This window comes from Caballeronia sp. SL2Y3 (assembly GCF_022879575.1).
Taxonomy (GTDB): Bacteria; Pseudomonadota; Gammaproteobacteria; order Burkholderiales; family Burkholderiaceae; genus Caballeronia.
Genome location: NZ_CP084260.1, coordinates 66,675 through 84,892 on the forward strand (window position 1 = coordinate 66,675; position 18,218 = coordinate 84,892).

The following is an 18,218-nucleotide window of genomic DNA, read 5'->3' on the forward strand; positions in this document are numbered from 1 at the left end:
CCTGGTCGCTTTCGAAAATGAGAGAAGGCCGACGCCGATGAAACTTTTCTACTGGCCGAAGACGCGCGCATTTCGCGCGCTGTGGATGCTCGAAGAACTGCGCGAGCCGTATGAACTGGCGTTCGTGAACATACGCGCGGGCGCGCAGAACGAAGCCGCGTTCAGCCGCGTGAACCCGATGTCGAAGCTCCCCGCGCTCGACGACGGCGGCGTGCGCGTGGCCGAATCCGGCGCGGTGCTGCTCTATCTGGCCGACCGCTTTCCGGACGCGCGTCTGGGCGCGCCGCTTTCGGACCCGGCGCGCGGCCGGTTCCTGCAATGGATGTTCTTCACCGGCTCATGCCTGGAACCGGCGATGGCCGAGCGCATGACCGGCGCGCAGGGCAACACCTTCAGCTTCGGCTGGGGCGATCTCGCGCGGGTGGAGCACGCGATCGAAAGCGCGCTCGAAGAAGGGCCGTGGCTGCTCGGCGAGCCGTTCACCGCCGCCGACATCCTGCTCGCGAGCACGCTGCAGATTGCGTTCGTCGCGAGGCTGATCGAGCCGCAAGGCGTGCTCTTCGATTATGTCGAACGGGCGGTAGCGCGCGAAGGCTACGAGCGCGCGGCCGCGATCGATCATCGCGAGGCGGAGCGCCTCGGACTCAGGCCGCACCCGAAAATGCCGGTGGATTGAGCGCAGAGTCAGGGAAACGCGCGGGGCTTCGGAATGCCCGCGCCGGCGTCGATGTCCGCGACCGCGCGCAGGTGCGCGAGCTGAATGGCTTCGTGGGACGTCGGCAACCCGTCGTCGCCGCCGACTGTCTTCCAGTCCTGCACGGCTTTGTCCAGATGGCGAATCTCGTACTCGGCGTCCCAGCGCGGGCCCTGAAGCTCGATCGGCCGCACGTGGATGGAATAGACGCCATATAGGAAGACCTGGTCCGGCATGTCGCCCTCCGATGCAGTGGACGGCGCTGGCGCCGTCTTTCCCCCAGCTACAGTTCGATTTCCCCGAGGATGCGGTGCGCGAGCGCCCGCGCTTCGTCGAGTGCTTCGTGCTCGTTCTCCGATGCCGCTTCCACTTCGTAGAGCGTCGCGTCGGGCTGCTCGCCGTCGTCGCGCGAGAGCGAGACGAGCCCCTGGAACTTGCCGCCGTCGATGGCCCGCACGCCGATCGTCGCGGTGTAGATGCCTTTCGTGTAGGTCGTGTCTTCCATGATGGATTCGCCTCTGGCCCAAGGACTCAAGCATGAAAATTCATGCTAGCACGCGGTCATGCGCCGCGTGTGACTGCGGCGCGCCCGAATCCGCGCTTGAGTCTAGCCGAGCAATTCCTCGACCTCGTCGAGCGACGGCGAATGCGCGCCCGAATGACGGCACGCCGCCGCGCCCGCCGCGAGAGCGAACTTCAGATGGTCCGGCCAGCCGCCGTGACGCGCCATCAGGCTATAGAGCAGCCCGCCGATGGACGCGTCGCCTGCGCCGACCGTATCCGCCACCTCGATGACCGGCGGACGCGCGCTGAACGCTTCATCGCCGGCATAGAGCGTCGCTTCCGACGAGCCCCGCGTGACGAGCACGGTGGCTTGCGCATTCATCGCGCGCAGTTGCGCGAGCGCGTCTTCTTCGGGAATGCCGCGAAACAGCATGTGCAGGTCTTCGTCCGACACCTTGATGAGATCGGCGAGGCTCGCCATGTTGCGCAGGATCGGCTCGTAGCCGTGCTCCATCAGGTTGCGGTAGTTCGGATCGAAACTGATCTTCACGCCGTGTTCGCGCAGTTTCGCGGCCAGCGCGGCGAGCGTCGCGCCGAGCGGCTGGCGCACGAGGCTGATGCAGCCGAAGTGCGCCCACTTCACGCGCTCCATCCAGCCTTGCGGCAGCTTCTCGGGATCGAAGGCGAGATCCGCGCCGTTTTCGCCCATGAAGTAGTACGTCGGCGGCTGCGTCTTGTGGACGATGGCGAGCAGCGGCGGACGCTCGACGCGCTGCATGAAGCGCATGTCGAGGCCCGCGGCGACGCTCGCCTGCCAGAGGTCGTCGGAGAAATTGTCGGTGCCGAGCGAGCCGGCGCACGCGGTCGGCAGGCCGAGCCGGGCGACGGCGCGCGCGACGTTCCAGCCCGCGCCGCCCGGACGCGACAGCCAGCTGGACTCGCCGGTGCGGATGAGGTCAGTGAGAATGTCGCCGGCCGAGACGAACTGCGGAAAAGTGGTGTGATCGGTTGCCATCGTGCTTACCGTGAGTTGTGCGGCGAGGCGAGCGCGTTCAGCACTTCGTAGCACGCGCCCATGGTGTGGTAGTCGGTCTTGCCGGCGGGACTCTTTTCGTCGCCGTACTTGCGGTTGTCGCAGGTCAGTATGCGATACCACGCGCCGTAGCGGTGATCGACGAAATGCGCCCAGCTATAGCGCCACAGTTCGTCATAGCAGTCCCAGAAGCGTTCGCTGCCGGTTCGCGCGCCGAGCAGCGCCGCCGCCGCGAAGCTCTCGGCCTGCACCCAGAAGTACTTGTCGTGGTCGCAGATGCTGTCGTCGGGGCCGAAGCCGTAGTACAGGCCGCCGTGCTGGTCGTCCCACGCGCGCGAGAAGCCCGCGTCGAACAGTTCGATGGCGCGCGGCGCGAGCCACGGCAGCGCCCGATGCCGTTCCAGAATCAGCAGCAGCTTCGCCCATTCGGTCTGATGCCCCGCCTGAAAGCCCCACGGCCGGAAGATGTTGGAGCTGTCCGATTCGTTGTAATGCCAGTCCACCGACCAGTCGCGATGAAAATGCTCCCACACGAGGCCGTTCGACAGCCGAGCCTGCCGCAGCGTGATGTTGCCCGCGATCTTCTCGGCGCGGTCGAGGTACAGCAGGTGGCCGGTCGCCTCGTAGGCCGCGAGCAGCGCTTCGGTCGCGTGCATGTTCGCGTTCTGCCCGCGGTAGTCCGAAAGCTGCCAGTCGGGCGTGGCTTCGTCGGCGTATAGACCCGCTTCCGCGTCCCAGAAGCGGCGTTCCATCAGCGCGAACGTTTCGTCGATCAAGGGCCGCGCTTCGTCGATGCCCGCCATGGCCGCATGCGCGCACGCGAGCAGCACGAACGCCATGCCGTAGCAATGGCGCGTGCCGTCGAGCGTGCGTTTCTGGCCGTCGCGCCACTCGATTTCCCAGTCGTAGCCTTCGTGTGCGGCGTCCCAATGCGCGTCGCGCAGGAAACGGAACGCGTGGCGGGCGTCGTCGAGGAATTGCGCATCGCCGAAGTGCCGATACGCCATCGCGTAGTTGAAGACGAAGCGCGTGCTGCTGACGAGATGGCGCCTCGTGCGGTCGTAGACGGTGCCGTCGTCCTTGAAGAAGTGGAAGAAGCCGCCGGACGGATCGCGGCCGGTCGGCGCGTAGAAGGCGAGCGTGTCGCGGACGTGCGAAAGCAGGAAGTCGCGGCTGCGGAAGTCGATTCCGCCTTCCGGCGCTTCCCCCGGGACGACGGCGGCGACGGCGGCCGAAGCGGTCATGTTCATGGCGTGCGGATCTCCTCTTTCGCGCCCGAACTCGCGCGGGCGATGAATTCCACGCTCATCAGCGAGTCGGCCTGATCCGGCGGGGTCGAAGGGTCGTCGAGCAGCATTTCGACGCCTCGCCGCCCGAGTGCTTCCTTGTCCACGGCGACCGTCGAGAGCGGCGGCGCGCTGTGAGCGGCGGCGGGAATGTCGTCGAAGCCGACAAACGCGATGTCCTCCGGCACGCGCAAACCCTGCGCGAGACAGACGCGCATGGCCGCGAGGGCCGCTGCATCGTTATAGGCGAAAACCGCGTCGGGCAACGGACTCGATTGTGCGCGCGTCTCTGCAATCAGGCGCTCCATCGCGTCGGCGGCGGCGACGTCGGCAGGCACGCCGGCCTGCGCGGTGATCTCCAGCGTCGGATCGAAGAGCAGGCCCGCGTCGAAATACGCCTTGCGATAACCGAGCGCCCGCTGCGCGATACTGTGATGCGCGAGCGATCCGCCGATGAACGCGACGCGCCGCCGTCCGAGCGCGAACAAATGCTGCATGGCGAGCGCCGTGCCCTTTGCGTTGTCGATGTCGACTGAGCGAAAACCCGGCGCGCGCAAGTCGATGAGCACGATGGGACGCGAGAGCGACTGCAAATGCGCGAGCAGTTCCGGTTCGACGAAGCCCGCGACCGCGATGGCGTCCGGCGCGTGCAGCCGCAGTTGCTGCGCGAGGTCCTGCGTCGGTCCGGCGGTGAGCACGGACGGCACGAGACGACGCTCGCGGCATGCTTCTTCGAAGCCGTGCAGCACTTGCGAGAAGAACGGGCTGACGGCGAAATTGTTGTGCTGCCGATGCAGCAGAAAGGTCACGCGACGGATGCGCGTGCGCAGTTGCGCGGAATCGTAGCCGAGGCGTTGCGCGACTTCGACGACGCGCACGCGCGTGGCCTCGGAAAGACCCGGCTGGTTCTTGAGCGCACGCGAAACCGTCCCGATGGAGACGCTCGCCGCGCGTGCGACATCGCGGATGGTAGTGGCCATCGTGTTGTTCTCTAGGATGAGGCGAGAGCGCGCGGCACTCCGGCGCTGTTGGGGGCGGATTGTATAGTAAAAGTGCAGCGGGACGCGTGCGGGAGCGCCTAGAGAAAACCACTAAGGCTTGCGGGCAGGAGGGTTCGAGGTTTGGGGCGTTGTTTAGTAAAAGGGTGGACGTGGTCGGTGAGCCACCTGCGCCTTTGTGCGTTGGCTTCGTTGCCCGGTCCGGTCGGTATGCACGCGCTCGGCCGCCTCGCCCTCCAGTTCAGGCGGACGCGACAGCGGATGCGCCTTTGGTCCCTATAAGCCCTTGGAGAGCGACTGCTTCTGGAACGAGAACACGCGTTGGCCGTTTTCCGCATGCACGGTCGGCAGCGCGCTCAGTCGAGCGAGCGCGTGAAGCTGCCGTACGCCTTTGTAGAGCGAAGAGACGCAATCTGGCGCTCGCTGCCGCTACGCAGCATCGGGGCGTGCTTTGCCCCCTGGCGTTCGCGCGCACGTTCAGATCAGCACCACCTCATAAGGCCGCGTCAGCCGCGCAAGCACGTGCTCCGGCAGCACCGCCACCTGTCCTGTCGCCGGGTCCGGTTCCAGTTGACTGCGGAAAGCCTGCACCGCCCGCAGCTTGCGTGCGAGCGCTTTGCCGTCGAGCACGATCTTGCGGGCGCGGCTCCAGGGTACGCGAATATCGTCGGGCGACGCCCAGTCCCAGGTGCAAAGCGGCACTTCCACGAATGGCAAGCCGAGCGCAGTGGCGGCCGAGAACGCGGCGCGCCCCACGGCCTCGTGATCCGGATGGCCGTCGTGACGCCAGGTCGCAAAGACGATGTCGTCCGGGCGCAAGTGGCTGGCAAGATAACCCGACAAGTCGGGCTCCATGTCTTGCGCGCTGCCATCTTGCAGGCCGAGCCTCGCTACCTGAACGTTTCGCAGATGCAGCCGCTGCAACGCCGCGCGCGTTTCCATCGGGCGAACGGCGGCGAGCCGCTCCGGCGTCCATTCGGTGGAATTCGGGTGGCTTGCCGTCCCGTCCGTGACCGCGACGATCAAAAGGTGCCTGCTCGTCTCCGATAGCTGCGCGAGCAATCCACCCATGCCCAAGACTTCCGCGTCAGGATGCGGCGCGACGACTACCGCGCGTGCGCTGGGCGGAACGAGATCGCTCGGATGCACTTCCGGCAATGCGTCCAGGCGTCCCCAGCTTTGCCATGTGGATTCCGGCGTGCCTTGGGTGGAAGGCTTCTCCTGCTGCGACGGCGAAACGCGGGCTTTCAGCGTAGCCATGCAATGTTCTTCCTGTCCATCGCGGGGGTAGCTTCACCGAAGCCGCGGCATGCGACGCGCGGCTCCTTGCAGCAGAAGTTCTTGGATAAGTGATGTGCTGTTCATGGCTTTCCCCGTGCTCGCCTATGCGAGTTATGACCGCAGTGTGGCAAGTCATGTACCCGATTGACACTCGGCCGAATGGCATAGGCAAGAGCGCCGGACTTCGGACATTCGACTGTCGCGTGACGCTGCCGATGAGCAGGTTGTTTGGCCTATGCCGTTTGGCCGAGTCGACGTCGAAAGACGCTTCGGCTCAAATGACAAAAAGGCCGCACGAGGCGGCCTGTTTGCGAAGCGGAGAAAGACGATGCAGCGGTCAACGGCGGGCGGGTGCCCCTACGGTTTTGCCTTCCCGCGGCGGCTCGGCGGCGGTCCTGCGCGAGCCCCAGCGCTGCGCCAGTACGGCGCAGACCATCAGCTGGATCTGATGGAAGAGCATCAACGGCAGTACCACCGCACCCACCGCGTGCGAGGCGAATATGACCTTCGCCATCGGAATGCCGGACGCGAGACTCTTCTTCGAGCCGCAGAAGATGATCGTGATCTGATCCGCGCGGCTGAAGCCCAGCCGTTTCGCGCTGAACGCGGTGATGAAGAGAGCAGCCGCCAGCAGAAGAATGTTCACGACAAGCAGGCCCGCGAGCGCCGAGACAGGAATCGAATGCCAGATGCCTTCGTTCACCGCTTCGCTGAAAGCCACGTAGACGACCAGCAGAATGGAGCCCTGATCGACGAACTTCAGCACCGGCTTGTGGCGGTCCACCCACTTGCCGATAGCCGGACGCAGCAATTGGCCCGCCACGAACGGCACGAGCAGTTGCAGCACGATATTGCCGACGGTGTGCCAGGGCGAGCCGGTGGTCGCGCCGTGATTGCTCACCAGCAGCCCGACGAGCGCGGGCGTGATGAAAATGCCGAGCAGGCTGGAGGCCGACGCGCTGCACACGGCGGCCGGCACGTTGCCTTTGGCCATGGACGTGAACGCGATGGAAGACTGGACCGTGGACGGCAACGTGCAGAGAAACAGGATGCCGGTGTAAAGCGCCGGGGTGACGAGCGGACTCAGCAGAGGCTTCAGCGCAACGGCGAGCAGCGGAAACATCACGAAGGTACTGAGCAGCACGAGCAAGTGCAGACGCCAGTGCGTCGCCCCGGCGACGATCGCCTCGCGGGAGAGCTTCGCGCCGTGCAGGAAGAACAGCAGCCCGATGGCGATGTCGGTGACCCAGTTGAAAGCGACCGCCGCACTGCCGCGGCACGGCAGCAAACTGGCGATGGTGACGGTGCCGATCAACGCAAGCGTGAAGTTGTCAGGAAGGAGTTTGGGCCGTGCCATCTAGGAGTCTCGCACTCGGGCGCGCCGGGCCGTCCGGTCCGGATAGCGTCGCGTCAGGGAAAACCATGATTTTCGCCTGCGGTCGATTAAATTGGCAAATTCATTTCTTAGATCGATTGATTCCGCTTTCGCATGAAAGCGGGCGGAGCCGTGGCGACGTGCAGCAACTTCCAGGCCGCGCTTGCTCGTGAAAGTCGGGGTTATCGTCCTATGAATCGGCCTGCAAATAAGGACCTCGAAGCGAAAAAACTCTGACGTAACATGGTGTTACAACCATCGCGCGGGCCTAACACTTTTTGGCTCGACGGCTTGCGCGAAGGTTAATAAATTATCGGATGCGCTGGTCGGGCGGTGCGCTCATCGTTCGAGTCGATAGCGGTTTGCAGGCATCGATGACGGCTCGCGCCTCCGTATCGCGGCTCCGGCTGCGGTTGACCGGATGAATTTCGTGCTGAATGCAGGCAGTTCTGACATGGCGCCCACAGGCTTTCGCAAGACGACTCGGTTTCTCGTTTCCACCGCGCTGATCGGGGTCGCGGCGGCGGGATCGCTCGCGCTCGCGGGGCCGCGCGTCGAATGGGTGTCGTCGGCCGTATTCGAGGATTCGTCTGCGAGCCGCCAGTCTCTGCATGCCACGCCGATCGCCGCCAAGGAAGGGCTGACCCCCGTGAGCGCCGAAATGCGCCCGACGCCGCGCGGCGAACAGGCCGCGTCGTTTCGCGGCACAGGCTCCATCCGCGCCGACATCACGCGCTATAACGAAGAACGCAATGTGCCCCGTCCGCAGGGCCGCCCGTCGGACGACGGCCGCGCGCCTGCCGCGTCGAACTTCCGCAACTGAAGCGGCCCGTCCGCCACCGCGCGTCTCTCTCGCATGCGCGGTCTGTTGTTTCGTCCTAGTTAACGAAAAACAATTGGCGCGTCCAGCCCGCATGTCACGGTGACGTAATCTCGCCACAATAACGCGTCACTTTTCCTGTCAGACGTTCCCCTCTTTTTTCCGCGCAAGGACAATGCGGCCTTCGGCTCATTGCGCGCTTCCCTTTGTTTCGAAACTCCTTTCATCGCGTCGAAAGGCGCGCCGCGCCTGCTTTGTGGTGGGCCGCATCGCGTGGCTCGCCACTGCGCGAAGCGGGCGGCGTGCGCAAAACGTTGCGTCCTCATCGACGCTCGCATGACGGAGTACTCGAAACGCTATACCCGCAATAACGATAAAGATTTTTGACCGGAGAAATGGTCCGTAAAGATGGTGCCGCTCCACACGCGATGCGTCTCGTCAGAAGCCCATTAGCCGGTCAAGACGAGGCGAGCGCCACGTTTCTCGCCCGCCACGCTTTTAATTTTCGACAAAGACAGGAGAGTTCAAGATGCCAACCGTCAACCGTGCGCCGCGCAACACGCTGAAAGCAGCGGTCAGGGCCACCGCAGTCGCAGCGATGATCGGCTTTTTCGCCGCCGGCGCCGCTCACGCGCAATCGAGCGTGTCGCTGTATGGCCAGGTCGACGAATGGGTCGGCGCCACCAAGTTTCCCGGCGGCCAGCGCGCGTGGAACGTCAGCGGCGGCGGCATGTCGACGTCGTACTGGGGCATGAAGGGCGCCGAAGATCTCGGCAACGGCTACAAGGCGATCTTCACGCTCGAGAGCTTCTTCCGTGCGCAGAACGGTCGATACGGCCGCTTCGACGGCGACACCTTCTTCGCCCGCAACTCGTATGTCGGCATTCAAGGTCCGATCGGTACGTTCACCGCTGGCCGCCTGACCACGCAACTCTTCGTCTCGACGATTCTGTTCAACCCGTTCGTCGACTCGTACGTGTTCTCGCCGATGGTCGCTCACGTGTTCCTCGGTCAGGGCACGTTCCCGACGTACACGACGGATCAGGGCGTGACGGGCGACTCCGGCTGGAACAACGCCGTGCAGTACACGACGCCTGACTTCAACGGGCTCTCGGGCAGCGCGATGTACGCGTTCGGCAACAGCGCCGGCGACAACCGCTCGAAGAAGTACAGCGCGCAGTTCCTGTACTTCCACGGCCCGTTCGCGGCGACCGGCGTTTATCAGTACGTGAACTTCAACAACACGCCGGGCGATCTGCCGACGTCCAATGCCTTCACGATCCCCGGCTTCAAGAGCCAGAGCGTCGGGCAACTGGGCGCGTCGTTCGACATGAAATACGTTAAGTTCTTCGCGCAGTACATGTACACGAAGAACGACATCGAACCGACCTCGTTCCACGTCAACACGGGTCAGGGCGGCGTGACGGTGCCGGTCGGCCCCGGCACGGTGATGGCGTCGTACGCGTATTCGCGCAGCAACGGCGGTCTCGATCAGACGCACAAGAGCTGGGCGGTCGGCTACGACTATCCGCTCTCGAAGCGCACCGACGTGTACGCCGCGTACCTGAACGACAAGTACACCGGCATGTCCTCGGGCGATACGTTCGGCGTCGGCATCCGCGCGAAGTTCTAAGCGCAGCGCCAGGGCCGCAAAAGAAAACACCGCGCCGAGGGCGCGGTGTTTTTTTGCAGGCCAAGTCAAACGCGGCGGATCAACGAATCGCCAGCCGCCTCTTCGCCTCCTCATACTCTTCTTTCAGCCGTGCGACCAGTTCGGCGACGCTCGGCGTGTCGTGCATCAGGCCGACGCCCTGACCCGCGCCCCAGATGTCCTTCCACGCCTTGGCCTTGCTCGACCCGTCGCCGAAATTCATCGCGGTCTTGTCGGATTCGGGCAGCGCGTCCGGATCGAGCCCCGCGTTCACGATGCTCCGGCGAATGTAGTTGCCGTGCACGCCCGTGAAAAGATTCGTGTAGATGATGTCCGCCGCGGACGAATCGACGATCGCCTGCTTGTAGCTGTCGAGCGCATGCGCCTCGCGCGTGGCGATGAAGCGCGTGCCCATGTACGCGAGGTCCGCGCCCATTGCCTGCGCGGCGAGGATCGAGCCGCCGTTGGCGATGGATCCCGACAGCACGATCGGCCCGTCGAAAATGCGCCGCACTTCGCCGACGAGCGCGAATGGTGACGTGGTGCCTGCGTGCCCGCCCGCGCCCGCCGCGACGAGAATCAGCCCGTCGACGCCCGCTTCCAGCGCCTTTTGCGCGTGCCGCAGATTGATGACGTCGTGCAGCACGATGCCGCCATACGAATGCACGGCGTCGATCATCTCCTTGACCGGCGCGCGCAGGCTCGTGATGAAGATCGGCACCTTGTGCTCGACGCACACGCGCACGTCGTGTTCGAGCCGCGCGTTGGACTGATGCACGATCTGATTCACCGCGATCGGTCCCACGACCGCATCCGGATTCGCCGCCTTATGCTCGGCGAGCGACGCCTGAATCTGCGTGAGCCATTCGTCGAGCAATTCGGCCGGCCGCGCGTTCAGCGCGGGAAACGAGCCGACGATACCCGCCTTGCATTGCGCGAGCACGAGCTCGGGGTAACTGACGATGAACATCGGCGAGCCGATGACGGGAAGCGCGAGATTCTGCAGGACGGCGGGAAGGGCCATGAGACGAGTCTCCTGATGTGTCATCTCGTTCGACGCTAGCGTAAGCATGCCCCGAAGCGATGATTAGGAACGATCGTTCGATTATAGGCAGCGGGACCTTGCTGTGGATCGGGGCAAATCCGAGTGAATCCTCGGTTTTCAGGCAATTCGGGCGGTGCAGGAGTGAGCATTCGAGGCGCCACGCCTACAATTACCTGCACTCCGACAACAAGAACGCACCATGTCTTTCGCAGCTTACGAGCCGTTTAGCGTCGACGCCTCGGGCGTCGCAATCGCGGGCGTGAAGGGCGGCAACGGTCCGCCGCTTCTGCTCCTGCACGGCCATCCGCAGACGCACGAGATCTGGCACAAGTGCGCCGACGTTCTCGCGCGCCACTTCACGGTGATCGCGACGGATCTGCGCGGCTACGGCGCGTCGGCGAAACCCGAGAGCGACGACCAGCACACGCCGTATTCGAAGCGCGCGATGGCGGCCGATCAGGTCGCCGTCATGCGGCACTTCGGCTACGAGCGTTTTCTCGTATGCGCGCACGATCGCGGCGCGCGCGTCGCGCATCGCATGGCGATGGACTTTCCCGATGCCGTCGATCGCCTGATGCTGCTCGACATCGCGCCGACGCTCGCCATGTACGAAGCGACCGACCGCGAGTTCGCGACCGCGTATTTCCACTGGTTCCTGTTGATTCAGCCGTCGCCGCTGCCGGAACTGCTGATCGGCGGCAATCCGAACGCGTATATCGACCGCGTGATGGGCAATCGTCATGCGGGCCTCGCGCCGTTTGCGCCGCATGCGTTGCAGGCGTACCGCGATGCGCTCGCGCAGCCGGGCGCGGTCTACGCGATGTGCGAGGACTATCGCGCGTCCGCGAGCATCGACCTCGAACACGATCGCGCCGATCGCGAGCGCGGGCTCAAGATCGCGTGTCCGTTGCGCGTGCTGTGGGGAGCGGAGGGCGTGATCGAGCGATGCTTCGACGCGCTCGCCGAATGGCGGCGCGTGGCCCGCGACGTCAGCGGTCGCGCGCTGCCGTGCGGGCATTACATTCCGGAGGAGCAGCCGGATGCGTTGATCGAAGAGATGCTGGCCTTCTTCGACACCACGGCTTGACGACGAAGCGTCAAGCATCTGTAGGGAAAGCACCGATGCACGGGGTATATCGTCGGGTTACGATCAATTCGACGTTGATCACGTCTATGTTCGCCGCTTGCCGTAGCTGACAAGCGGCTTTCTTTTTGCCCGCACATTTTCACGCGACGGCCACCACGCCCGCGTTGACCTTCACCGCGCCCGCCTGCGCGAGTTCCCCGACGATTCTCTCCAGCAACGCGCGGCGCTCGCCCGGCGCGGCAAGCGCATTCGCGGCGGCGCGCATGGCGCGCGCCGTTGCGGTGGTCGCGAAGAGCGCGTCGAAGCTCATCGCGCGCACTTCCATCAGCTTGAAGACGATCAGCACCTTCAGCGCGTTCTTCGCGTTGCGGGCGGGATCGGCCTGCAAGTAGTCGAGCCGCGACGAGGCGACATCGAGTGCGCGCGCCACGTCCGTGAAGGGCGCGCCGTGGCCGGGAATCACGAGACCGACGTCGAGCCGCGCGATGAGATCGAGCACCGCGCGTTCTTCGGCGAAACCGCTTGCGCCTTCGAGCTCAGGAAAGATCACGCCGAAGCCGTTCTCCCACAGCGCGTCCGCGCTGATCAGCACGCGCGCGTCGGCGCAATAGAGCATCAGCGAGTGCGGGTCGTGTCCCGGCGCGCCGAGCACGGACCATGCGAGTCCGCCGAGCGTGAGCGTCGCGCCCATCGCGATGGTGCCCGTGAAGCCGAAGCGGTCGCATCGCTGGCCGGTGGCGTTGAAGGTGAGCGCGTGCTCGTCCCATTCGCGCACGGCGTCGGCTTCGCCGGCGGGAATCAGCGTGTCGCACGCATATGTTTGCTGAAGCAGCGCGTTGCCGCCGCAATGGTCCGAATGCAGGTGCGTATTGACGATGAGATCGAGCTGGCGGCGCGGACCGAGCTTTTGCCTGACGAGCGCTAACGTTTGCGGCGCATGCGAAACGTAGCCGGTATCGACGAGCGCCGCGCCTTCGTCGCCAACGAACAGCACATTGTTCGACGAGAGCCAGCCGCGCTCGAACACGGTCATGGAGTCGGGTAGCGTGTTCACGGCGCGGTCTCCTTCGGCATGACGACGATGGTCGCCGTCGCCTTCATCACGTTTTCGCCGAGTTGATTCTGAGCGCCGCCTTCGAGCTTCGTCAGGTCGCCGCCGAGGCTCGCTTTCCACTTCGCTTCGATCACTTGCCAGCGCATGGTGAGCACGTCGCCGGCTTTCACGGCGCGCGTCAGTTTGATGCCGAACTCCAGGCCGAGCGGCTGCGCGTATCGCGCGAAGTGGTCGGCGATCATCGCCATGAGATGCGCGGTCGGCTGCGTGCCGGACGCGATCAGCTCGCCGAAGCGGCTTGCGCGCGCGTAGATCTCGTCGTGATGCAGCGGGTTCGTATCGTTGACGAGCGTCGCGAATTCGCGGATGGAATCGGCCGGCAGCGCGAGCGTCGCCTCGAACGATTCGCCGAGCATCACGACGCGCGCGCCTTGCCTGCGGCTCGGAATGCGCGCGAGCACGCTGCGTTTCGCAGCGTCCTCATAGGCGCTCCATTCGGCGATCTCGTCGATCGTGCGAAAGCAGCCATCGCAGAAGCCCGTTTGCGCGTTCATGCGGCAGACGTCGACGCACGGCGACGGCACGCCGTTCATTGGGCCGCCGTCTCGCGCAGCGCGACATCGGCGACCGGCGCGCCCGTCAGATCGATCAACTCTCGCGGCGACAGATTGAAGACCGCATGCGGATGCCCGGCCGCGGCCCACAGGCTGTCGAGCGCGAGCAGGTCTTCGTCGATCAGCGTGACCGGTTCGACCGCATGCCCGATCGGGCACACGCCGCCGATCGCGTAGCCGGTCTTCTCGCGCACGAACTTGGCATCGGCGCGGGCGAGCGCGCCTACGCGCGCCGCGACTTTCGCTTCGTCCACGCGATTCGCGCCGCTCGCGATCACGAGCACGGGCGCGTCGTCTTCGCGGCGGCGAAAAAGAATCGACTTGGCGATCTGCGCGATCGAGCAGTCGAGCCCGGCCGCCGCTTCCGCCGATGTCTTGCCGGTCTCCGGCAGCATCACGACCGGATGCGGATGACCGCGCTCCTGCAACAGCAACGCGACACGGCGCGCGGAATCGGGCAGGGCTTCGATAGGAGTCGGTTCGATCATGGAGTTTCTCTTCGTGGCACGCTTAGACGCAGACTTCGCCGCTCTTTTTCTTCGCGAGCAACGCGCGGCCGGCGCGCGAGGCGCTCGGCTTGCCGATTGCGCGCGAAATGAAGTCGCCGATCTCGACGAGTTCATCGAGATTCACGCCGGTCTCGATGCCGAGCCCGTTCATCAGATACACGACGTCTTCCGTCGCGACATTGCCCGTCGCGCCCTTCGCGTACGGACAGCCGCCCAGTCCCGCGACCGACGCATGAAAGATCTCGATGCCTTCGAGCAGCGCCGCATAGATGTTGCCGATGGCCTGGCCGTACGTATCGTGAAAGTGGCCGGACAGACGCTCGCGAGGAAACACCTTCGATGCCGCCGCGACCACTTCGCGCGTGCGCTTCGGCGTGGCGACGCCGATGGTATCGGCGATATCGATCTCGTCGCAGCCGAGCGCCTTCATGCGCTCGACGACGTCCACGACCGACGCCACGCTCACTTCGCCCTGATACGGACAGCCGAGCGCGCACGAAATGCTCGCGCGCAGCCGCATGCCGGCTTCCTTCGCGGCTTTCGCGACCGGCTCGAAACGCGCGATGCTCTCCGCGATGCTGCAATTGATGTTCTTCTGCGAGAACGCCTCGCTTGCCGCGCCGAAGATCACGACCTCGTCGGCCTTCGCTTCGAGCGCGCCTTCGAAGCCGCGCATGTTCGGCGTGAGCACGGAGTAGATCGTGCCCGGCCGACGCTCGATGCGGGCCATGACGGCGGCGGCGTCGGCCATTTGCGGCACCCACTTCGCCGATACGAACGACGTGGCCTCGACATTCACGACGCCCGCGCGCGCGAGCCGGTTCACGAGCTCGATCTTCGTTTCGGTCGAGACGAATTCCTTCTCGTTCTGCAGACCGTCGCGCGGTCCGACTTCGACGATTTTCACTTTCGTGGGAAGCATGGCTGTCTCCGTTATAAGCACCACGCGATTCAGTAACCGCGCTTGAAATCCACGATGCCGCTGATCGCTTCGCCACGCGCGAGCGCCCGGATCTTCGCGGCGATCTGCACGACGCTTTCCTCGCGCAACGTTTCCGCCGATATGTGCGGCGTGACGCTGACGCGCGGATGCCGCCAGAACGGATGATCGGCGGGCAGCGGCTCCGCATGGAACACGTCGAGCATTGCGCGGGACAACTGCCCGCTGTCGAGCGCGGCGAGCAGGTCGGCATCGACGACATGCGGGCCGCGCGCCACGTTCACCAGATACGCGCCGCGCGCGAGCTTGCCGAACACGCGAGCATTCAGGATGCCTTCGGTATCCGGCGTGTGCGGCAGCAGGTTGATGAGCACTTTCGCGCCGTCGAGGAACGCGTCGAATTGCGCGGGACCGGCGAAAACCTCGACGCCTGCGATGTCTTTCGGCGTGCGGCTAAAGCCGCGCACCGGCACCCCAAGAGCGACGAGCGAACGCGCCACTTCCGCGCCGAGCACGCCCAAGCCCAGCACGCCGACCGTGAAACCCTCGCGCGCATGCTGCGGAAGTTTCTGCCAGCGGCCTTCGCGTTGCTGCGCGTCGTATTCGTCGAAGCGGCGCATGAAGCGCAGCACCGCATAGGTCGCGTATTCGACCATCTGCTGCGCCATGCCGGTGTCTTCCAGACGCACGAGCATGGCGTTGGGCGGCAGCGTGCCCGGCTCCTTGCGCTCGACATCCAGAATGGCATCGACGCCCGCGCCGAGATTGAACACGGCCTTCAGGTCGGGACGATCGGCGAACAGCTCGCGCGGCGCGCGCCACACGACCGCATAGTCGGCGTGCGCATTGTCGCCCGGTTGCCAGACGCGCACGTCCGCTTCGGGCAGTTCGCGCGCGAAGTCGCGCAGCCACGCGTCGGTGTCGGTGTGTTGCTCGTAGAAGATGATTTTCATGCGGCTCACTTGGCGAACAACTGGCCGATGTCGTTGAACGCCTTGAATTCAAGCGCGTTGCCGCACGGGTCGAGGAAGAACATCGTCGCCTGCTCGCCCACTTCGCCCTTGAAGCGGATGTGCGGCTCGATGATGAACTGCGTCCCCACGCCCTTCAGACGCTCGGCGAGCGCATGCCAGTCGCTCATCGAGAGCACGACGCCGAAGTGGCGCACCGGCACGGCGTCGCCATCGACGGCGTTCTTCGCGGCGGGGCGCGCCTCGTCCGGCGAAAGATGCGCGACCAGTTGATGCCCGAAGAAATCGAAATCCACCCACTCGGGCGAACTGCGTCCTTCGAGACAGCCGAGCAACTCGCCGTAGAACGCGCGGGCGTTCTCGAGACTGGTGACCGGAAAGGCGAGATGGAACGGCTGCAGCGTGCGTTGCGTCCTCGAATGGTCCGCGTGCTCGAAGCGGCCGGCGGATTCATCGGGTAGATCGGACATACGGCCTCCCTGTGGCGACGATGCGGCGATTCGGGACATTTTACGGTGACGGAGCGCCCGGCGTGCGGCTGCGAATAACCAAATGACGATTGAATCGTTCGCGCCCGCGCTGCATCACGCGAGAATGAAGCCTGAACCGAATGCAGCGCGAGGCATGCATGAACATGAACGACGAACCTTTCCGGCGGCCGGTGCTCGTGACCGTGCCCGGACTGCACGGCAGCGAAGGCGCGCACTGGCAGAGCTGGCTGGAGCGGCAGTACGCGGAGGCATCGCGCGTCGAGCAGGCCGACTGGGACGCGCCGCATCTCGACGAATGGGCGAGCGCCGTCGAAGCGCGGCTCGACGCCTTGCAGCGGCCCGCCGTGCTCGCCGCGCACAGCTTCGGCTGTCTCGCGGTCGCGCATGCGTTCAGGCGTGCGCGCAGCCGTGCGCTCGCGCGCGTGACCGGCGTGTTGCTGGTCGCGCCGGCGAGCCCCGACAAATTCCGGCTCGCGGGCCGGTTCGAGCCCGAGCGACTTGCCGTGCCGTCGATCGTGGTCGGCAGCGAGACGGACCCGTGGATGCCGGTCGACCGTGCGCGCGATCTCGCGCAGCAGCTGGGCAGCGCGTTCGTCAATTTCGGCGATGCCGGGCACATCAACACGGCGGCGGGCTTCGGGCCGTGGCCGCACGCGAAGTATCTCGTCGATACGCTCGCGCACTACGCGCATTACGCGCCGCCCGAGGCGAACGCCGAGCGCGAGCGGTTGCAGCGTGAACATGCGTATGGCTGATGCTGTTTCGCGCATTCGATAACATAGATGGCCGCCTGCGAGCGGCCTTTCGCTTTTTTGATTACGGGGAACTCATGGCGGCATTCAGGCAAGTCGCGCTCGCGACATTGATCATGGCGACGGGCGTCGCGCACGCGGACACCACGCTGCTCAACGTCTCCTACGACGTGACGCGCGAGCTATACAAGGACATCGACGCGGCCTTCGTCGCGGACTACAAGAAGCGCACCGGCGAGACCGTTTCGGTGAGGCAGTCGCATGGGGCGTCGAGCGCGCAGGCGTTGTCGGTGATGCAGGGCTTGCAGGCGGACGTGGTGACGATGAACCAGCCGAACGACATCGACCTGCTCGCCGAGCGCGGGCAACTCGTGCCGGCCAACTGGCGCACGCGGCTGCCGAACGGCAGCGCGCCGTACACCACGACGATGGTCTTCCTCGTGCGCCACGGCAACCCGAAGCACATCAAGGACTGGAGCGATCTGGCGCGGCCCGGCGTGCAGGCGGTCATCGCGAATCCGAAGACATCGGGCAACGGACGCTACACGTATCTCGCGGCGTGGGGCTACAAGAAGCAGCAGGGCGCGACCGACGCGCAGGCGCAGGACTTCGAGAAGGCGATCTTCGCGAACGTGCCGGTGCTCGACACGGGCGGCCGCGGCGCGACGACGACGTTCACGCAGCGCGGCATCGGCGATGTGCTCGTGACGTTCGAGAACGAAGTGGGGCTGATCGAAGCGGGTGCGGGCGCGAAGGACTTCGACGCGGTGTATCCGTCGTCGAGCTTGCTGGCCGAGCCGCCGGTTTCGATCGTCGATAAGGTGGTGGACAAGCGCGGCACGCGCAAGGAGGCGCAGGCGTACCTAGACTTCTTGTACACGCCGCAAGCGCAGGAGATCATCGCGCAGCATCATCTGCGGCCGCGCAACGCGGACGTGCTCGCGAAGCATGCGAGCGAGTTCAAGCCGCTGAAGACGTTTACGGTGGAGCAGGTGTTCGGGAGCTGGCAGAAGGCGCAGCAGACGCATTTTGCGGACGGCGGGACGTTTGATCAAATCGTCGCCGACAAAAAATAAAACCCTCACGGGACTCGCGACCACCGACGCGAGCCCC

20 protein-coding genes and 1 pseudogene are annotated in these 18,218 nt (G+C 65.1%); 6 read left to right on the forward strand and 15 right to left on the reverse strand.

All coding sequences use genetic code 11. The features are described from left to right. Window positions 1–37 precede the first annotated feature (37 nt). Window positions 38–676, forward strand: a complete 639-nt coding sequence (locus LDZ26_RS00300) for a glutathione S-transferase family protein (protein ID WP_175938956.1) — start codon at window positions 38–40, stop codon at window positions 674–676. 8 nt (window positions 677–684) lie between these two features. Here LDZ26_RS00300 and LDZ26_RS00305 read toward each other — a convergent pair whose 3' ends face one another. The 8 genes and pseudogenes from LDZ26_RS00305 to LDZ26_RS00340 all read right to left on the reverse strand — a co-directional run bounded on the left by LDZ26_RS00305 (window position 685) and on the right by LDZ26_RS00340 (window position 7,153). After that, complete coding sequence (locus LDZ26_RS00305; protein ID WP_175938958.1) at window positions 685–930, reverse strand: hypothetical protein; 246 nt, start codon at window positions 928–930, stop codon at window positions 685–687. Window positions 931–977: 47 nt separating this feature from the next. Then, on the reverse strand, window positions 978–1,199 hold the full coding sequence (locus LDZ26_RS00310; protein WP_159837620.1) for a hypothetical protein: 222 nt from the start codon (window positions 1,197–1,199) through the stop codon (window positions 978–980). A gap of 102 nt (window positions 1,200–1,301) precedes the next feature. Then, window positions 1,302–2,213, reverse strand: coding sequence for a carbohydrate kinase (locus LDZ26_RS00315; protein ID WP_244847661.1), 912 nt, complete (start codon window positions 2,211–2,213; stop codon window positions 1,302–1,304). Between the two features lie 5 nt (window positions 2,214–2,218). Then, window positions 2,219–3,475 (reverse strand): AGE family epimerase/isomerase, encoded by a 1,257-nt coding sequence (locus tag LDZ26_RS00320; protein ID WP_370650679.1) that lies wholly within the window; start codon window positions 3,473–3,475, stop codon window positions 2,219–2,221. A gap of 2 nt (window positions 3,476–3,477) precedes the next feature. Then, window positions 3,478–4,497 carry a LacI family DNA-binding transcriptional regulator gene (locus tag LDZ26_RS00325; protein WP_244847663.1) on the reverse strand — a complete coding sequence of 340 codons (1,020 nt, stop codon included), beginning with the start codon at window positions 4,495–4,497 and terminating at the stop codon, window positions 3,478–3,480. Window positions 4,498–4,731: 234 nt separating this feature from the next. After that, window positions 4,732–4,895 (reverse strand): annotated as a pseudogene (locus LDZ26_RS00330) (dihydropyrimidinase); the annotation flags it as partial. 97 nt (window positions 4,896–4,992) lie between these two features. Then, window positions 4,993–5,775, reverse strand: a complete 783-nt coding sequence (locus tag LDZ26_RS00335) for a PIG-L deacetylase family protein (protein ID WP_244847664.1) — start codon at window positions 5,773–5,775, stop codon at window positions 4,993–4,995. Window positions 5,776–6,133: 358 nt separating this feature from the next. Then, window positions 6,134–7,153, reverse strand: a complete 1,020-nt coding sequence (locus LDZ26_RS00340) for a bile acid:sodium symporter family protein (RefSeq protein WP_244847665.1) — start codon at window positions 7,151–7,153, stop codon at window positions 6,134–6,136. Window positions 7,154–7,625: 472 nt separating this feature from the next. On the opposite strand from LDZ26_RS00340, the gene LDZ26_RS00345 reads away from it, so the two are divergent. Next, window positions 7,626–7,994, forward strand: coding sequence for a hypothetical protein (locus LDZ26_RS00345; RefSeq protein ID WP_244847666.1), 369 nt, complete (start codon window positions 7,626–7,628; stop codon window positions 7,992–7,994). A 526-nt stretch (window positions 7,995–8,520) separates the two neighbouring features. Continuing rightward, a complete protein-coding gene (locus tag LDZ26_RS00350) occupies window positions 8,521–9,624 on the forward strand; it encodes a porin (RefSeq protein ID WP_206467342.1) in 1,104 nt (367 codons plus the stop codon). A 79-nt stretch (window positions 9,625–9,703) separates the two neighbouring features. Here the strand turns inward: LDZ26_RS00350 and LDZ26_RS00355 are convergent, their stop codons facing one another. Then, the gene (locus LDZ26_RS00355; RefSeq protein WP_244847667.1) at window positions 9,704–10,666 is read right to left on the reverse strand and encodes a nitronate monooxygenase family protein; all 963 of its coding nucleotides are present in this window, start codon (window positions 10,664–10,666) and stop codon (window positions 9,704–9,706) included. 220 nt (window positions 10,667–10,886) lie between these two features. On the opposite strand from LDZ26_RS00355, the gene LDZ26_RS00360 reads away from it, so the two are divergent. After that, window positions 10,887–11,774, forward strand: a complete 888-nt coding sequence (locus LDZ26_RS00360; RefSeq protein WP_244847668.1) for an alpha/beta fold hydrolase — start codon at window positions 10,887–10,889, stop codon at window positions 11,772–11,774. A gap of 139 nt (window positions 11,775–11,913) precedes the next feature. Here LDZ26_RS00360 and LDZ26_RS00365 read toward each other — a convergent pair whose 3' ends face one another. Genes LDZ26_RS00365 through LDZ26_RS00390 form a run of 6 tightly spaced genes read right to left on the reverse strand, consistent with a single transcriptional unit; the run spans window position 11,914 to window position 16,332 of the window. Continuing rightward, window positions 11,914–12,828 carry an MBL fold metallo-hydrolase gene (locus LDZ26_RS00365; protein ID WP_244847669.1) on the reverse strand — a complete coding sequence of 305 codons (915 nt, stop codon included), beginning with the start codon at window positions 12,826–12,828 and terminating at the stop codon, window positions 11,914–11,916. Further along, window positions 12,825–13,382, reverse strand: a complete 558-nt coding sequence (locus tag LDZ26_RS00370; protein ID WP_244849181.1) for a DUF1289 domain-containing protein — start codon at window positions 13,380–13,382, stop codon at window positions 12,825–12,827. The genes LDZ26_RS00365 and LDZ26_RS00370 overlap by 4 nt, the downstream gene beginning before the upstream one ends. A gap of 35 nt (window positions 13,383–13,417) precedes the next feature. Further along, complete coding sequence (locus LDZ26_RS00375) at window positions 13,418–13,930, reverse strand: YbaK/EbsC family protein (RefSeq protein WP_206467347.1); 513 nt, start codon at window positions 13,928–13,930, stop codon at window positions 13,418–13,420. A gap of 22 nt (window positions 13,931–13,952) precedes the next feature. Further along, window positions 13,953–14,873: a hydroxymethylglutaryl-CoA lyase gene (locus LDZ26_RS00380; protein ID WP_244847670.1), complete on the reverse strand. Its 921-nt coding sequence runs from the start codon at window positions 14,871–14,873 to the stop codon at window positions 13,953–13,955. A 29-nt stretch (window positions 14,874–14,902) separates the two neighbouring features. After that, the gene (locus LDZ26_RS00385) at window positions 14,903–15,844 is read right to left on the reverse strand and encodes a glyoxylate/hydroxypyruvate reductase A (protein WP_244847671.1); all 942 of its coding nucleotides are present in this window, start codon (window positions 15,842–15,844) and stop codon (window positions 14,903–14,905) included. Window positions 15,845–15,849: 5 nt separating this feature from the next. Next, window positions 15,850–16,332 carry a VOC family protein gene (locus LDZ26_RS00390; protein ID WP_244847672.1) on the reverse strand — a complete coding sequence of 161 codons (483 nt, stop codon included), beginning with the start codon at window positions 16,330–16,332 and terminating at the stop codon, window positions 15,850–15,852. Window positions 16,333–16,496: 164 nt separating this feature from the next. Between LDZ26_RS00390 and LDZ26_RS00395 the strand changes: the two genes are divergently transcribed. Both LDZ26_RS00395 and LDZ26_RS00400 read left to right on the forward strand, forming a co-directional pair. Further along, a complete protein-coding gene (locus LDZ26_RS00395) occupies window positions 16,497–17,108 on the forward strand; it encodes an alpha/beta hydrolase (protein WP_244847673.1) in 612 nt (203 codons plus the stop codon). 74 nt (window positions 17,109–17,182) lie between these two features. Then, entirely contained in the window at window positions 17,183–18,181 is a 999-nt protein-coding gene (locus LDZ26_RS00400; RefSeq protein WP_244847674.1) for a sulfate ABC transporter substrate-binding protein, read from the forward strand. Window positions 18,182–18,218 lie beyond the last annotated feature (37 nt).